This is a genomic window from Streptomyces sp. NPDC051677 (assembly GCF_044453465.1).
Taxonomy (GTDB): domain Bacteria; phylum Actinomycetota; class Actinomycetes; order Streptomycetales; family Streptomycetaceae; genus Streptomyces.
On sequence record NZ_JBITCT010000006.1, the window covers coordinates 48,260 to 62,183 of the forward strand.

12 protein-coding genes are annotated in these 13,924 nt (G+C 70.6%); 7 read left to right on the plus strand and 5 right to left on the minus strand.

Going from position 1 to position 13,924, the window contains the following annotated elements; translation table 11 throughout:
• Positions 1 to 16: 16 nt before the first annotated feature.
• Positions 17 to 874: an NAD-dependent protein deacetylase of SIR2 family gene (locus ACIBAF_RS08800; protein WP_399462648.1), complete on the minus strand. Its 858-nt coding sequence runs from the start codon at positions 872 to 874 to the stop codon at positions 17 to 19.
• 126 nt (positions 875 to 1,000) lie between these two features.
• Here ACIBAF_RS08800 and ACIBAF_RS08805 point away from each other — a divergent pair, with 126 nt between their 5' ends.
• Entirely contained in the window at positions 1,001 to 1,939 is a 939-nt protein-coding gene (locus ACIBAF_RS08805) for a helix-turn-helix domain-containing protein (RefSeq protein WP_399462441.1), read from the plus strand.
• Here the strand turns inward: ACIBAF_RS08805 and ACIBAF_RS08810 are convergent.
• From ACIBAF_RS08810 to ACIBAF_RS08820, 3 genes are all read right to left on the minus strand, one after another.
• On the minus strand, positions 1,927 to 3,387 hold the full coding sequence (locus tag ACIBAF_RS08810) for an aldehyde dehydrogenase family protein (protein WP_399462442.1): 1,461 nt from the start codon (positions 3,385 to 3,387) through the stop codon (positions 1,927 to 1,929). The genes ACIBAF_RS08805 and ACIBAF_RS08810 overlap by 13 nt on opposite strands.
• Positions 3,388 to 3,442: 55 nt before the next feature.
• Positions 3,443 to 4,549, minus strand: a complete 1,107-nt coding sequence (locus ACIBAF_RS08815) for an NAD(P)-dependent alcohol dehydrogenase (protein ID WP_399462443.1) — start codon at positions 4,547 to 4,549, stop codon at positions 3,443 to 3,445.
• Positions 4,550 to 4,732: 183 nt separating this feature from the next.
• The gene (locus tag ACIBAF_RS08820) at positions 4,733 to 5,617 is read right to left on the minus strand and encodes an IclR family transcriptional regulator (RefSeq protein WP_399462444.1); all 885 of its coding nucleotides are present in this window, start codon (positions 5,615 to 5,617) and stop codon (positions 4,733 to 4,735) included.
• Between the two features lie 104 nt (positions 5,618 to 5,721).
• Here ACIBAF_RS08820 and ACIBAF_RS08825 point away from each other — a divergent pair, with 104 nt between their 5' ends.
• From ACIBAF_RS08825 to ACIBAF_RS08850, 6 genes are read left to right on the plus strand one after another with little or no spacing between them, the layout of a single operon-like run.
• The gene (locus ACIBAF_RS08825; RefSeq protein ID WP_399462445.1) at positions 5,722 to 7,062 is read left to right on the plus strand and encodes an ABC transporter substrate-binding protein; all 1,341 of its coding nucleotides are present in this window, start codon (positions 5,722 to 5,724) and stop codon (positions 7,060 to 7,062) included.
• Entirely contained in the window at positions 7,059 to 7,835 is a 777-nt protein-coding gene (locus tag ACIBAF_RS08830; protein WP_399462447.1) for an ABC transporter ATP-binding protein, read from the plus strand. Before ACIBAF_RS08825 ends, ACIBAF_RS08830 begins: the two co-directional genes overlap by 4 nt.
• Positions 7,828 to 8,595 carry an ABC transporter ATP-binding protein gene (locus ACIBAF_RS08835; RefSeq protein ID WP_399462448.1) on the plus strand — a complete coding sequence of 256 codons (768 nt, stop codon included), beginning with the start codon at positions 7,828 to 7,830 and terminating at the stop codon, positions 8,593 to 8,595. Before ACIBAF_RS08830 ends, ACIBAF_RS08835 begins: the two co-directional genes overlap by 8 nt.
• Positions 8,592 to 9,470 carry a branched-chain amino acid ABC transporter permease gene (locus ACIBAF_RS08840; protein WP_399462449.1) on the plus strand — a complete coding sequence of 293 codons (879 nt, stop codon included), beginning with the start codon at positions 8,592 to 8,594 and terminating at the stop codon, positions 9,468 to 9,470. Before ACIBAF_RS08835 ends, ACIBAF_RS08840 begins: the two co-directional genes overlap by 4 nt.
• Positions 9,467 to 10,513 (plus strand): branched-chain amino acid ABC transporter permease, encoded by a 1,047-nt coding sequence (locus tag ACIBAF_RS08845; protein ID WP_399462450.1) that lies wholly within the window; start codon positions 9,467 to 9,469, stop codon positions 10,511 to 10,513. The genes ACIBAF_RS08840 and ACIBAF_RS08845 overlap by 4 nt, the downstream gene beginning before the upstream one ends.
• A 4-nt stretch (positions 10,514 to 10,517) precedes the next feature.
• On the plus strand, positions 10,518 to 12,020 hold the full coding sequence (locus ACIBAF_RS08850; protein WP_399462451.1) for an aldehyde dehydrogenase family protein: 1,503 nt from the start codon (positions 10,518 to 10,520) through the stop codon (positions 12,018 to 12,020).
• Positions 12,021 to 12,048: 28 nt separating this feature from the next.
• Here ACIBAF_RS08850 and ACIBAF_RS08855 read toward each other — a convergent pair whose 3' ends face one another.
• Positions 12,049 to 13,902 (minus strand): ricin-type beta-trefoil lectin domain protein, encoded by a 1,854-nt coding sequence (locus tag ACIBAF_RS08855; protein ID WP_399462452.1) that lies wholly within the window; start codon positions 13,900 to 13,902, stop codon positions 12,049 to 12,051.
• Positions 13,903 to 13,924: the final 22 nt, after the last annotated feature.

The window sequence follows — 13,924 nt, forward strand, 5'->3', positions numbered from 1 at the left end:
CGCGCCGCGCCGGACGTCAGGGAGCGAGCCCGTCGAGGAGCAGGTCCGCTCCGTGGGGAACGGACAGAGCTCGTGTCCCGAGGTCCGACGGGACGTCGGGATGGTCGGGATTGATCCGGACGAGGCGGGCCCGAGGGGTCTGGCGCACCAGGCTCTCCATGGGCCGGCGGATCACGCCGGGGGTATTGAATCCGGCGCCGATTTCCAGCACGAGCAAGGTGCTGTCCGTGGGCGCGCCGTCGAGCCATCGAGCCAGCCGCTGCCCCGCGGGCAGATAGGAGTCGTCGACGAACTCAGGGCCGACACGGATGTTGGGGAAGACGTCGGCGCCGCAGCGGGGGCAGCGCGGCAGGGCCGCCGGGTCTGTCACCCGGCCGGTGTCACGGTCGTACGCGGCGAGGAGCGTGTCGAGGTGCGGCCTGCTGGACCAGGTGTCCCGGGTGCACGGGACCGTGCACTGGAGGCGGCCGTAGTCGCCCTGCGGAGTGAAGACCCGGTCCGCCTCGAAGCCGTTGCGGGCGAAGAGGGCGTCGACGTTGGACGTCATCACCCAGTGGTCGCGGGCGCCGACCAGCTGCCTCAGCGTGCGGTACAGGGGGTTGGGTTCGGCGCCGTAGCGGATGTCGTCGATGTGGACGGCCCAGTAGCCCCACATCATGTCCTTCGGCAGGGGCACGCCGAGCAGGTAGCGCGAGCGCAGGCCGAGCCGGTACAGCGCCGGCAGCAGTTCGCGGAAGCGTTCGGTGTCGCCGTAGTCGTAGCCGGCGGCCGCGCTCAGACCCGCGCCGGCCGCGATCAGGACCCGGTCGGCCGTGTCCAGCCAGGCGCGGATGGTCTCGCGCGCCGGTGCGGTCGAGACGGGGACGTTGTTCATGGTGCTCACGACGCGCAGGTTCCTTCCAGTGCCACGGACATCTGGTGCGTGTACTCGTCCGTTTTCCGCAGCGGTACGACCAACGTACGAAGAGCGCGCAGGGAAAGCCGGATAAACTTCCGACTGATGATGGCCAAAAGCCGACACGGATCCCCGCGTGAGATCCCCGAGGTCGCGTTTGCCGCTCCCGCGGGCACTCCCGCCGGTGTGGAGGTGATGTCGCTGGCCGAGCTACGGCGACGCGTCTCCGAGCGCACCCTCGTGCGGCCTCAGCGCCCCGACTTCCATCACCTGCTCACTCTCACCGCCGGCGACCTCTGGCACGTCGTCGATTTCGAGGGCCACGCCCTGCGGCCGGGCTCCTGGCTGTGGGTGCGCCCGGGACAGGTGCACCAGTGGGGAGACCTCACCCAGGCCGAGGGCACGCTGATCCTCTTCCAGCAGGACGTGCTGGACCCGGCCACGGCGACGGCCGCCCGGGTCGACGACCCGCACGCACCGGTCGTGTGCACCCCCGTCGCCGCCGAGGCCGAGGCGGTGACCATGGCCGCGGAACACCTGCGCCGCGAGTTCCAGGCGCTCGGTCACCTGCCACTCGATGTGCACATCGCGGCCCTGCGCCACCTCCTCGCCGTCCTCCTGCTGCGGCTGGCCCATCTCACCGTCCCGGTCGGCAGCCCCGCGCCGGAGCCGGACGAGACCTACCTGCGGTTCCGTGACGCGGTCGAACAGCACTTCACCGCCACCCGACGGGTGGAGGACTACGCCCGCATGCTCGGCTATGCGGGCCGCACCCTCGCCCGGGCGACCCTGTCGGGCGCCGGGCTCAGCGCGAAGGAGTTCATCGACCGCCGGGTCGTGCTGGAGGCGAAGCGTCTGCTGGCGCACGGCGACGAGACCGCCGCCCAGATCTCGGACCGCCTCGGCTTCGTCACGGCCTCCCAGTTCAGCAAGTACTTCATGCAACGCACGGGCCGTTCCCCCATCGACTTCCGCAAGGAGATCCGGGGACAGGCGCCGAACGAGTCGCATGGTGTCCGTCAGGGCGCCGATCAGAAGGGGTAGCGGGCCTGCTGGGTCGCGATCGTCACCCAGCGGGTGTTGGAGAACGCCTCGATGCCCCACCGTCCACCGAACCGGCCGTAGCCGGAGGCCTTCACGCCGCCGAAGGGCGCGTGGGGCTCGTCGGCCACGGACTGGTCGTTGATGTGCACGATGCCCGTGCGGACCCGACGGGCGACGCTCAGCCCGTGGGTGGCGTTCTCGGTGATGATTCCGCAGGTCAGACCATGGTCGGTGTCGTTGGTGACGGCCACGGCGGTGTCGTCGTCGCCGAACGTCTCGACGACGCAGACCGGCCCGAAGGCCTCCGCGTGGTACAGGTCCGCCTCCTTGGGAACGCCGGTGAGCACGGTCGCCGTGTGCACCGCGCCCTCCGGTCGTCCGCCGCCCGTCAGCACGGTGGCGCCCTTGGCGACCGCGTCCTCCACCAGAGCGGCGACGCGCTGTGCGGCGGAGGCGGTGACCAGCGGGCCCACCACGGTGTGCGGATGGGCGGGGTCCCCGGCCTGGAGGGAGGCGACCTTCGCGGTGAACTTCCGGGTGAACTCCTCGGCCAGCGACTCGTGTACGAGGATCCGGTCGCCGGACATGCAGATCTGCCCGGAGTTCATGAACACGCTGAAGGTGACGGCGTCGACGGCGTAGTCCACGTCCGCGTCGTCCAGGACGATCACCGCGTTCTTGCCGCCCAGTTCCAGCACGGCCGGCTTGAGGTGCTTCGCCGCGTGCGTGCCGATGATCCGGCCGACCCCGGTGGAGCCCGTGAAGTTCACGGCACGCACCCGGGGATCGGCGATCAGCACCTCGGCGATCTCCGCCGCGTCCTCGCGGGCGTTGGTGACCACGTTGAGCACACCGTCGGGCAGTCCCGCCTCGCGCAGTACGTCCGCGACGAGCAGTCCGCAGGCGATCGGCGCGTCCTCGCTGGGCTTGACGACGACCGTGTTGCCGGCGGCGAGCGGCGCCGCCACGGCCCGGACGCCGAGGATGACCGGAGCGTTCCACGGCGCGAACGCCGCGACCACGCCCAACGGTTCCCGCACGGCCAGGCCCAGCGCGCCTTCCTCCTGCGCGCTGAGCACCTCACCGCGCGGAGCGGTGATCGCGGCGGCGGCCTCCCGCAGGATGTTCGCCGCCAGCGCCACGTTGAAGAACGCCCAGGGGCGGGTGCCGCCGGCCTCGTGGGCCATGATCTCGGCCACCTGCTCGGCACGGGCGTCCAGCAGATCCGCCGCCTTGAGGAAGATCGCGCGACGGGCGAAGGGCGCGAGCGCGGCCCATGCGGGGAACGCCGCGTCGGCGGCGTCCACGGCCCGGGTCACGTCCTCCGGCCCGGCCGCGGCGACGGTCGCGTAGACCTCACCGGTGTAGGGGGCGATGTCATCGGCGGTGCGGCCGGAGACGGCGGGCACGTCCTTGCCGCCGATGAAAAGTTCACGGGTGAGAGACATGAAGGGCTTCTTTCGGTACGGGGCAGTCGCGGCAGGGCCACGGGGCGTGCGGTGCTCAGACGGGCATGCGGACGATCGGCTTGATGACGTCGCCGGCGTGCGACGCCTGAAGCGCCTGCTCGATCTGGTCGAAGGCGAACCAGGAGACGAGGCGTTCCATGGGGAAGCGGCCCTGGCGGTACAACTCGATGAGCGCGCCGATGAGTTGGGTACTGCGGCCGCCGCCGCCGAGGACGCCGACGATGCGCTTGCCCCACAGGGTGGTGAGGTGGTCGAGGGTGAACTCGGCTCCCGCCGGGGCGCCGCCGATGAGTGCGCAGGTGCCGAGCATGCCGACCGAGTCGGCGGCCTGGCGGACGACGGAGATGATGCCGGTGCACTCCAGGGCGTTGTCGGCGGGCCCGCCGCAGATGTCGTGCACGGCGGCGACGGGGTCGGTGTCGGCGGCGTTCACGGTGTGGGTGGCGCCGAGTTCCGCCGCCAGCTCCAGCCGGGAGGCGTGCCGGTCGACCGCGATGATCGTGGTCGCGCCGCTGTTGCGGGCCGCCATGACGGCGGCGAGTCCCACCGAGCCGGCGCCGTAGACCACGAGGCTGGAGCCGGTCTGCGGGCGCAGTGTGTTCAGCACGGCGCCCGCGCCCGTGGACAGCCCGCAGGCGAGGGGGCCGAGCAGGTCGAGCGGGACGTCGTGCGGGACCTTCACCAGGCTGTTGGCCCGGGTCAGGGAGTGCGTGGCGAACGACGACTGGCCGAAGAAGTGTCCGTGCAGGGCGCTCCCGTCCGGGCGGCGCAGGGCCGAGGTCCCGGTCCCCGGCCGGACTCCGCCGACGAGCAGTTCGCCGAGCCGGGCACAGTAACGGGGCTCGCCCGCCAGGCAGTTGCGGCACTCGCCGCACCAGGGCCAGCCGATGACGACGTGGTCGCCCTCCCGCACCGATGTGACACCGGGACCCACCGCCGTCACGACACCGGCGCCTTCGTGACCGAGCACCCCGGGGGCGGGGAAGGGAAGGTCACCGTGACGTGCCAGGCCGTCGGTGTGGCAGATGCCGGTGGCCGCGATCCGCACGACGACCTCGCCCGCTTCCGGGTCGTCCAGCTCGACGTCCTGGAGCTGGAACGGGCCGTCCTGCTTCTCGAACACGGCGGCTTGTACACGCATGGCGGCCTCCCGGACACAGAGAACAGCTCTGTTCGCCTGGTGAAGTTACGTCCACAGAACTGTGGCGGCGGCGTGAGTCTGCGCCCGGTCCGGAACCGGTGTCAATGAAATGAGTCCGCCTTGTTCCGCTTATAGGGACCGATGTTTCAACTATTCAAACAACATCGCTGAGACGGCTGTGCATCAGGCCTGCGGCCGATGACCGAGCCGGGTGGAGATCTCGGTGGTGGCGCGCCGCAGGGGGGCTTCGAGGCGCGACATGACGGATTCCACCGACGCGTTCCACACCGTGAGGTGCACCGCGACGTTGACCGCGGCCACCACGGCGCCGGACCGGTCCCTCACCGGTGCGGCCAGCGACCGCAGCCCGGGCGCGAGTTCCTCGTCGTTGAGCGCGAACCCGGTGCGCCGGACCCGGGCCAGCGCCACCATGAGCTGCTCCCGCGCGGTGATCGTCTTCGGCCCCCGCCGGGCGAGGTCCGTGCGATCGACCAGGTCACGCAGCACGGCCGGCTCCTGGTAGGCGAGCAGGACCTTGCCCATCGACGTGCAGTAGGCCGGAAGGCGGGAGCCGACGTGCAGGTGGAGGCCCATGGCGAAGGCGCTCGCGCGACCGCTGCGCCGCCGGTCGACGTAGACGATGTCCGGGCCGTCGAGCACGGCCATGCTCACGGTGTAGCCGGTCTCGTCCGACAGGGCCTGCAGGAACGGCCCGGCGACGCGGGTGATCTCCATGGAGTTGATCGCCGCGAACCCGAGGTCGACGACCCGGGGCCCGAGGGAGTACTTCCGGGAGTCCGGATCCTGTTGCAGGTAGCCGAGTTTGGCGAGGGTCGCCACGTACCGGTAGGTGGTGCTGCGGTTGAGGCCGACCGCGCGCCCCAGGTCGGAAATGCCCAGCACGGGCCGGGTCTCGCTGAACGACGAGAGGATCAGCAGTCCGCGCTCCAGGGACTGGGAGAACCCTGCGGCCGCCGCCTTCGGGGGCGTCGCCGCGCCCTCGGCGGCGTCGGCTTCGACAGGGGGCGTGGGCTCGTCGGATGCCGACGGCGGTCTCCGTGAGGTCATGCCGCATGGTAGCGCCGCATGTTTCAGTTATTGGAACGCCGCGTTGACTTTCGTGACAGCCGCTCCTACGTTCCCCCCACCTTTGGTTCACGAGGAGGGCGAACATGCCTAAGTCTCCTATGTCCGAACCGTCTCCCGAACCCAGCAGACGCCAGCTTCTGCGTACGGCGGGACTCGGTATGTCCGGACTCGCCCTGGCCAGTCCGCTGCTCGCCGCCTGCAAGGTCGGCAGCGGCGGCAGCGGCGGCGGCAGCGGAACGGCCACCCTGAAGATCGGGTTCGTCAGCCCGCGCACCGGCGCCGCGGCTGGTTTCGGCGAGCCGGACGCGTACGTGCTCGGCCTCGCCCGCAAGGCCTTCGCCGACGGCCTGACCGTCGGCGGCAAGAAGTACCAGGTAAAGATCATCGACAAGGACGGCCAGTCCAATCCGCAGCGCGGATCCCAGGTCGCCAACGACCTGATCAACGCCGAGGGCGTCGACCTGATGCTCACCACGTCGACGCCCGAGACGGTCAACCCCGTCTCCGACGCATGCGAGGCCGCCGGCGTCCCGTGCATCTCCACCGTCGTCCCCTGGGAGGCCTGGTACTTCGGCCGGGGAGCCAAGCCGACCCAGAAGCAGGCCTTCCGGTACACCTTCCACTTCTGCTTCGGCGTCGAGCAGTTCCACCAGGCCTACACACATCTGTGGCCACAGGTGAAGACGAACGGGAAGACCGGCGTCATGTGGCCGAACGACTCCGACGGCAACGCCATCCGGCAGGCACTCGGGCCCCTGCTGAAGAAGGACGGCTACGACGTCGTCGATCCCGGCGCCTACACCGACGGCACCAACGACTACTCGTCGCAGATCGCCAGGTTCAAGGCCCAGAACTGCGAGATCTTCAACACCTTCCCCATCCCCTCCGACTTCGCCACCTTCTGGCGGCAGGCGGCGCAGCAGGGCTACCAGCCCAAGATCGTGCAGGTCGCCAAGACGGGCCTCTTCCCCTCCCAGGTCGAGGCACTGGGCTCCATAGGCATCGGCATCGCGGGCGGCGCCTACTGGACCCCGACCTTCCCTTACAGCTCCTCCCTCACCAAGACCTCGTCCAAGGACCTCGCCGACGGCTACCAGAAGTCGTCAGGCAAGCAGTGGACCCAGCAACTCGGCCCCAGCCTCGCCCTGTTCGACGCGGCCGCGGCCGCGTTCCAGGCCGCTGCCGACCCCAAGGACAAGAAGGCCGTCGCCCAGGCGATCGCCGGTCTCGACGTGCAGACCCCGGTCGGCAGGCTCCAGTGGGGCAAGGGACCCAACGCCAACGTCGTCGCCACCCCCATCCTCGGCGGCCAGTGGGTGCAGGCGGCCCAGGGCAGTCCCTACAAGCTGGACTTCGTGCTGTGCGAGAACTCCAGCGACCCCAACGTCCCCGTCGCCGCGCGACTGCGCCCCTACACCTCATGAGCGCCGTCAGCACCCCGGCAGCCGACCCCGCGAGGACGCAGGACCTCCCGCACGTCCTCGTCGGGGCCGGACTCACCCTGAACTACGGTGACCTGCGCGTCCTGGACGGCGTCGACTTCCGCGTCGGCGCCGGCGAGGCCGTCGGCATCGTGGGCCCCAACGGCGCCGGGAAGACCACCCTGTTGAACGCCCTGGCCGGATCGGTGACACCGGACCGGGGCACCGTCCACCTCGACGGCCACGATGTCACGCCGCTGCCACCGGAGCTGCGGTGCCGTCAGGGGATCGGCTGGGCGTTCCAGATCCCGCGCCCCTTCGGCGGGATGACCGTCCTGGAGAACGTCCTGGTCGGCGCCTCGTACGGCGCCCGGCTGTCGCGGCGCGCGGCCCACCAGCGGTGCGTCGAGGTCCTGGAACTGTGCGGTCTGATCGACCTCGCCAACCGGCGTGCCGAGAGCCTCGGCCTGCTGCACCGCAAGCGGCTCGAACTCGCCCGCTCCCTGGCGACCGACCCGCGCGTCCTGCTCCTCGACGAGATCGGCGGCGGCCTCACCGACGCCGAGGCCGCCGAACTCGTCGGCACCATCAAGCAGGTGCGGGCCCTCGGCATCAGCATCGTGTGGATCGAGCACATCGTCCACGTACTGGTGCAGGTCATCGACCGCCTGGTGTGCATGGACGCCGGACGGGTCCTCGCCGAGGGCGAGCCCGAGGCGGTCCTGCGCGACGCGCATGTCGTCGACGCCTACCTGGGAAGGGGCAGCCATGGCTGACCTGCTGCACGTCTCCCGCCTCGACGCCCGCCACGGACTCCTCCCGGCGGTACGGGACCTGTCGCTGACGGTGGCGAACGGCGAGGCCGTCGCCCTCGTCGGCGCCAACGGGGCGGGAAAATCCACCTTGTTGCGCACGGTGGCCGGGGCCCACCCGACCACCGGGGGAAGCGTCGTCTTCGACGGAGACGACATCACCCGCCTGGCGGCGCACCGCCGCGTGGCGCGTGGCCTGGCCCTCGTCCCCGAAGGCCGCAAGCTCTTCCCCGACCTCACCGTCGAGGAGAACCTGCTCGTCGCCGGCCGACGCGCCAGGCCCGGCCCCTGGAGCGTCGACACCGTCCTGGACGCCTTCCTCCTCCTGCGGCCGATCCGCCACAAGAGGGCGGGCAGCCTGTCCGGCGGGCAGCAGCAGGCCACCTCCATCGGCCGCGCCCTGATGACCAACCCCAGGCTGCTGCTGGTCGACGAGGTCTCGCTCGGCCTCGCACCGGTGGCCGTCGACTCCGTCTACGAGTCGCTCACGGCACTCATCGCCGACGGCGCCACCGTCGTCCTGGTCGAGCAGGACCTCAGCCGCGCGATGTCGGTGGCGGACCGCGTGGTCTGCGTGCTCGAGGGCCGCGTCGTCCTCGACGCCCCCGTCGGCGAGATCACCCGCGACCAGGTCACCGACGCCTACTTCGGTCTCGGCCGCCTCGGCACGACCTCCGCCCCCGTCGGCACACCGGCGGCCCACCCCACCCCGGAGCGGACATGAGCTGGATCAACGCCGTCGTCCAGGGCCTCTTCCTCGGCGGCCTGTACGCCCTCTTCGCCTGCGGCCTGTCCCTGCTGTTCGGCGTCATGCGCATCATCAACCTCGCCCACGGCGACCTCGCCGTGCTGGGCGCGTTCGGGGTCTGGTGGGTCTCCGACCGGGCCGACGTGTCACCGTTCCTGGCGCTGCTCGCGGTGCTCCCGGTGATGCTCGCCCTCGGCTACGCGCTCCAGCGCACCGTCCTGGCCCGCAGCCTGCGCGGCGGAGAACTCACCCCGCTGCTGACGACCTTCGGACTCGCCATCGTCCTGCAGAACGCCCTGCTTCAGATCTTCTCCCCGGACGTGCGCTCCCTGGGCCCGTCCGTGGGCTCACTGTCGACCGGCAGCTGGAAGATCACCGACCAACTGTCCGTTCCCTACCTCGGCGCGCTGATCCTCGCCGTCGCCGTCGCGGTCCTGGGCGCACTCCAGTTCCTGCTGCAACGCACCGGATTCGGCCGGGAGATGCGCGCCACCGCCCAGGACCCCGACACCGCCGCGCTGGTGGGCGTACCGGCGGCGTCCGTCTACGCCCGAGCCGCCGCGATCGCCGTCGCGGTCGCCGCCCTGGCCGGCACCTTCCTGGCCGTCCACTCCACCTTCGACGCCTCCAGCGGCCCGACCCAGCTCATCTTCGCCTTCGAGGCGGTCGTCATCGGCGGCCTGGGATCCCTGTGGGGCACGCTGGCCGGCGGCGTCGTCCTCGGCATCGCCCAGACCCTCGGCGCCCAGATCGACCCGCAGTACTCGATCCTCGCCGGGCACCTGGTCTTCCTCGTCATCCTGGCCGGCCCCCGCGGCCGGTTCATCGCCACCCGGAGAGCCCACGCATGACCACAGCAGCCGCCCCCGCCCCGCCCGGCGCATGGTCCGTCCAGCGCGCCGGCCTGGCGTCCCGCATCGGTTCCAGTGCGCTCGTCCTCGTCGCGATCGCCCTCTTCGCCGTCCCCCAGGTCCTCAGCGCGAACGTCGTCCAGCAGCTCACCAGCCTGCTGATCTTCCTCATCCTCGCCGTCATGTGGAACGCGCTGGCCGGATACGCCGGGCTGGTCTCGGTCGGCCAGCAGGCGTTCATCGGGTTCGGCGCGTACGGCACGATCTACCTCACCCAGCGCGGCGTACAGCCGTACCTCGCCGTCGTCCTGGCATCCCTCGCCTCCGCCGTGCTCGCGGCGGTGCTCTCCCTGCTCGTCCTGCGGCTGCGCGGCGGACAGTTCGCCGTGGGCACCTGGGTCGTCGCCGAGGCGATCGCGCTGTTCGTCATGCTCGACCAGAGCCTCGGAGGCGGAACCGGAGTCTCCCTCCAGGGGCTGAGCGGTTACGCCCCCGAGGTGCGCCGCGCCTTCACCTACTGGCTGACCCTCGCCTTCGCCGTCCTCCTGCTCGTGCTGCTCTTCCTCCTGCTGCGGCACCGCACCGGAGCGGCCCTGCAGGCGATCCGCGACGACGAGGACGCCGCCGCCTCGCTCGGCGTGCGGGTCAGGCCGCTCAAGCTCATGCTGTTCGTCCTCGCCGGGTTCGGATGCGGCGCCGCGGGCGCCCTCACGCTGGCCAACACCCTGTTCATCCAGCCCCAGTCGATCTTCGGGGTGCAGTGGTCGGCGTACATGATCTTCATGGTGCTGGTGGGCGGCATCGGCACCTTCGAAGGCCCGGTCATCGGCGCCGTCCTCTTCTTCGCCGTGCAGTACTTCTTCGCCGACCAGGGAACCTGGTACCTCATCGGACTCGGCCTGACCGCCGTCGCCTTCGCCCTCTTCCTCCCGCGCGGCCTGTGGAGTCTGCTGAACGACCGGCTGCACGTCCAGTTGCTACCCGTCGGTTACCATCTGCGACGGCAGGGGACCCCGCCCCGGTCGTCGAAGAGGGAGACTTGACCAGGTGAACGTTCCTGACCCCGCGGCGACGGACGCAGGCCGACCGGATCTCCCGGTCACCGTGCGCCACCACATCGGCGGCGAGTGGACCGACCCGCTGGGCGGAGGAACCTACCCCGACCACGACCCCTGGACCGGATCCGTCATGGCGACGGTCGCCGCCGGCGACGCCGAGGACACCCGCCGGGCGGTGGACGCCGCCCAGGCGGCCTTCGCCGGATGGGCCGACGCGCCGCCGGCCGAGCGACAGCGGGTTCTGCTGCGCGCGGGCGACATCCTCGACCGCCGTCGCGCGGAGGTCATCGAACTGCTGACGACGGAGACGGGGTGCGGCCGCCACTACGCGACCGTCCAGCTCGACTTCAGCGTCTCGCTGCTCCGCCAGGCCGCCGGACTCCCCTACACCGCTGTCGGACAGGTGCTGCCCTCGGACATCCCCGGCACCCGGGCGCTCGCCGTCCGCCAGCCGGTCGGAGTCGTCGCGGCCATCGCCCCGTGGAACGCCTCCCTGGTCCTGTCCGGTCGCAGCATCGTGGGCCCCATCGCCGTCGGCAACACGGTGGTCCTCAAGCCGTCCGAGGAGTCCCCCCTGACCGGCGGCACGCTCTGGGCGGAGATCTTCGCCGAGGCCGGACTCCCTCCGGGCGTCCTCAACGTGATCACCCATGCCCCCGGGGACGCCGGCGCCATAGCGGACGCGCTCCTCTCCCATCCCTCGGTGCGCCGCGTCAACTTCACCGGCTCCACGCCCACCGGCCGCCGCCTCGCCGAGACGGCAGGCCGCCATCTCAAGCGCATCGTCCTCCAGCTCAGCGGCCAGAACCCGCTCCTCGTCCTCGCCGACGCCGACCTGTCCTACGCGGTCGACGCCGCGATCTACGGCGCGTTCGTGCACCAGGGACAGGTGTGCATGTGCGCCCGCCGCATCTACGTCGAGCGGCCCATCGCGGAGGAGTTCACCCGCCTGTTCACCGAGAAGGCGGCGGCGCTGCCCGTCGGCGACCCGCACGATCCACGCACCGTGATCGGACCGGTGATCAACAAATGGGCGTTGTCCCTCCTGGACCGCCGCGTCGAGGAGGCCGTCTCGATGGGCGCCCGCCTGCTGACCGGGGGAGTGGCCGAGCCCCCGTGTTACCCGCCCACCGTCCTGACCGACGTCCCCGAGGACGCCGAACTCGCCTTCGACGAGACCTTCGGCCCGGTCGTGATCCTGGAGACGGTCGACGACGCCGACCACGCGGTGCAGCGCGCGAACGCCTCCCGCTACGGGCTGACCGCGGGTGTCCTGACCAGCGGCGCCCATCGCGGACTGGACATCGCCCGCCGTCTCGAGGCGGGGATAGTGCATGTCAACGACCAACCGGTCAACGACGAGCCGAACATGCCCTTCGGCGGTGTGAAGGAGAGCGGCTGGGGCCGCTTCGGAACGGGCTTCGCGGCGGAGGAGTTCACCGAACTCCGCTGGATCACGCTGCGCGGAGAGCCTCGCGACTTCCCGTTCTGACGCGGCCGCCGCGGGCGCCGTTCCTCCGTCAGCCTCCGCTGGAGACCGACCACTTCTGGTTGGATGCGCCGGTGCAGCTCCACAGCTGGACCTTGGAACCGTTCGCCGTTGCCGTGCCCGTCACGTCGAGGCAGAGGCCGGACAGGTCGTTGGTGACGCTGCCGTCCGCGTGGAACGTCCACTTCTGACTGGAACCGCCGTTGCAGTCCCAGGTGATGACCTTGGTGCCGTTGGCGGTGCCGTTCCCATTCGCGCCGAGGCACTTGCCCGCGACCTGGAGTTCACGGCTCGCCGAATAGGTGTAGGCCTGGTTGGCGCTGCCGGCCGCACAGTCCCAGATGTACTGCTGGACACCGTTGGCCGGGTTGCCGGTGTCGTCCAGGCACCGGTTCGAGCCTTGGCCGACGATCTGCGCGGCGGCCGTCTGCGCGCCTCTGGTGAAGGTCACGGTGGCGCCTGCAGGCAGGGTGTACTGGAAGGATCCCGCGTTGTTCCAGGTGACCGTGAAAGCGGTGCTGCTGGAGTTGTTGTTGTGCGCGACCAGCACCTCACCGCCGTCCGGGTTCTTGTAGGCCTGGGCCCAGACGTTGCCGCCGTCGCCGTAGCCGATGCGCGTCGCGCCGGGGACGACGAACTTCGAGAACTGGCCGAGCTGGTAGTAGTTGTTGGTGTACGTGGCCTTGCCGGTGGCCTGGTCGACGGTGACCAGGCCGGTGCAGTTGTCGCAGCCCACGCCCATCTTCGGGCCGCCGTTGGTGTCGAGCGCCAGGTTCCACAGCAGTGCGCCGTTGGCCCAGTTGAAGGTGGACTCCAGGGCGAGCTGAGCGGCGTTCATCGGGGCGATGCCCGGCCCGGTGGAGCACTCGCTCTCGTAGATCCGCTTGTCCGGGTAGGAGTTGTGGATCGTGGTCATCTTGCCGAGGTCGTTCTGGTAGCAGTGCCACGCCGTGCCGTACATCGCGTCATGCGCCGCCTGGTTGCCCATCAGCGTGTTGGCGTAGTTGGTGTCCACGTGGTCGGCGTCCCCGCCGAGGATCTTCGTGTCGCTCAGGCCGGCCTGCTGAAGTGCCGGCGCGAGGTTGTCGGCGATGAAGTTCGCCTCGTCGCCCGCGGGCCACAGCATGGCGGAGTACGTGGACGGCGAGATCGTCGGCTCGTTCTGCGGGGTGACGCCCCAGACGTTGACGCCCTTGGCCTTGTACTCCTGGAGGAACTTGACGTAGTACTGCGCGAGCGGGCCGTACATGTCGGACTTCAGGGTGCCGTTGCCCTGGCCGAGCATCGTGTTGGTGGTCTTCATCCAGGCCGGCGGGCTCCAGTCGTTGGCGAAGAGCTTCATCGACGGGTTGAGCGCCTGGGCCTGCTTGATGACCGGGATGACGTAGGCGTCGTCGTGAGCGGTGGAGAAGTTCGCCAGGGTGGGGTCGGCGACGCCGCCGTTGTCGTCGTAGGAGTACGTGGAGGGGTTGCTCGCGGGGGTCGCGGTGTAGTCGGAGGAGCCCATCGGGACCCGCATCAGCGACAGGCCGATGCCGGAGCCGCGGGTGAACAGGTCGCGCATCACCCGGTCGCGGGCGGTGGCGTCGAGCTTGTTCTGGAGGAGGTAGGCGGAGGTGTCGGTGAACGCGGCGCCGAATCCGTCGATGCTCTGGAAGGTCTGGGTGTCGTCCACCTTCAGGTTCACGCTGCCCGAGGACACCGGACCGAGTGCGATGCCCGGCTGCGGGGTCAGGGCTTGGCTGAGGTCGGACGTGGTCAGGGTCACGCCGATCGTGCTGCTCGCGGCCGACGCCGGCGACGGGGCCAGTACCGCCACTCCGCATGTGACGGCGAGGGCGAGAGCGGCGGCCTGCGCGCTCAGTCCGCGGAGTGGTTGTCTCATCTGCATGGAAGCGTCCCTCTTC

Bases quoted from the DNA above. Each gene is read 5' to 3' on its own strand.
- ACIBAF_RS08800 (WP_399462648.1), bottom strand. From the start codon at position 874: ATGAACAACGTCCCCGTCTCGACCGCACCGGCGCGCGAGACCATCCGC.
- ACIBAF_RS08805 (WP_399462441.1), top strand. From the start codon at position 1,001: ATGATGGCCAAAAGCCGACACGGATCCCCGCGTGAGATCCCCGAGGTC.
- ACIBAF_RS08810 (WP_399462442.1), bottom strand. From the start codon at position 3,387: ATGTCTCTCACCCGTGAACTTTTCATCGGCGGCAAGGACGTGCCCGCC.
- ACIBAF_RS08815 (WP_399462443.1), bottom strand. From the start codon at position 4,549: ATGCGTGTACAAGCCGCCGTGTTCGAGAAGCAGGACGGCCCGTTCCAG.
- ACIBAF_RS08820 (WP_399462444.1), bottom strand. From the start codon at position 5,617: ATGACCTCACGGAGACCGCCGTCGGCATCCGACGAGCCCACGCCCCCT.
- ACIBAF_RS08825 (WP_399462445.1), top strand. From the start codon at position 5,722: ATGCCTAAGTCTCCTATGTCCGAACCGTCTCCCGAACCCAGCAGACGC.
- ACIBAF_RS08830 (WP_399462447.1), top strand. From the start codon at position 7,059: ATGAGCGCCGTCAGCACCCCGGCAGCCGACCCCGCGAGGACGCAGGAC.
- ACIBAF_RS08835 (WP_399462448.1), top strand. From the start codon at position 7,828: ATGGCTGACCTGCTGCACGTCTCCCGCCTCGACGCCCGCCACGGACTC.
- ACIBAF_RS08840 (WP_399462449.1), top strand. From the start codon at position 8,592: ATGAGCTGGATCAACGCCGTCGTCCAGGGCCTCTTCCTCGGCGGCCTG.
- ACIBAF_RS08845 (WP_399462450.1), top strand. From the start codon at position 9,467: ATGACCACAGCAGCCGCCCCCGCCCCGCCCGGCGCATGGTCCGTCCAG.
- ACIBAF_RS08855 (WP_399462452.1), bottom strand. From the start codon at position 13,902: ATGAGACAACCACTCCGCGGACTGAGCGCGCAGGCCGCCGCTCTCGCC.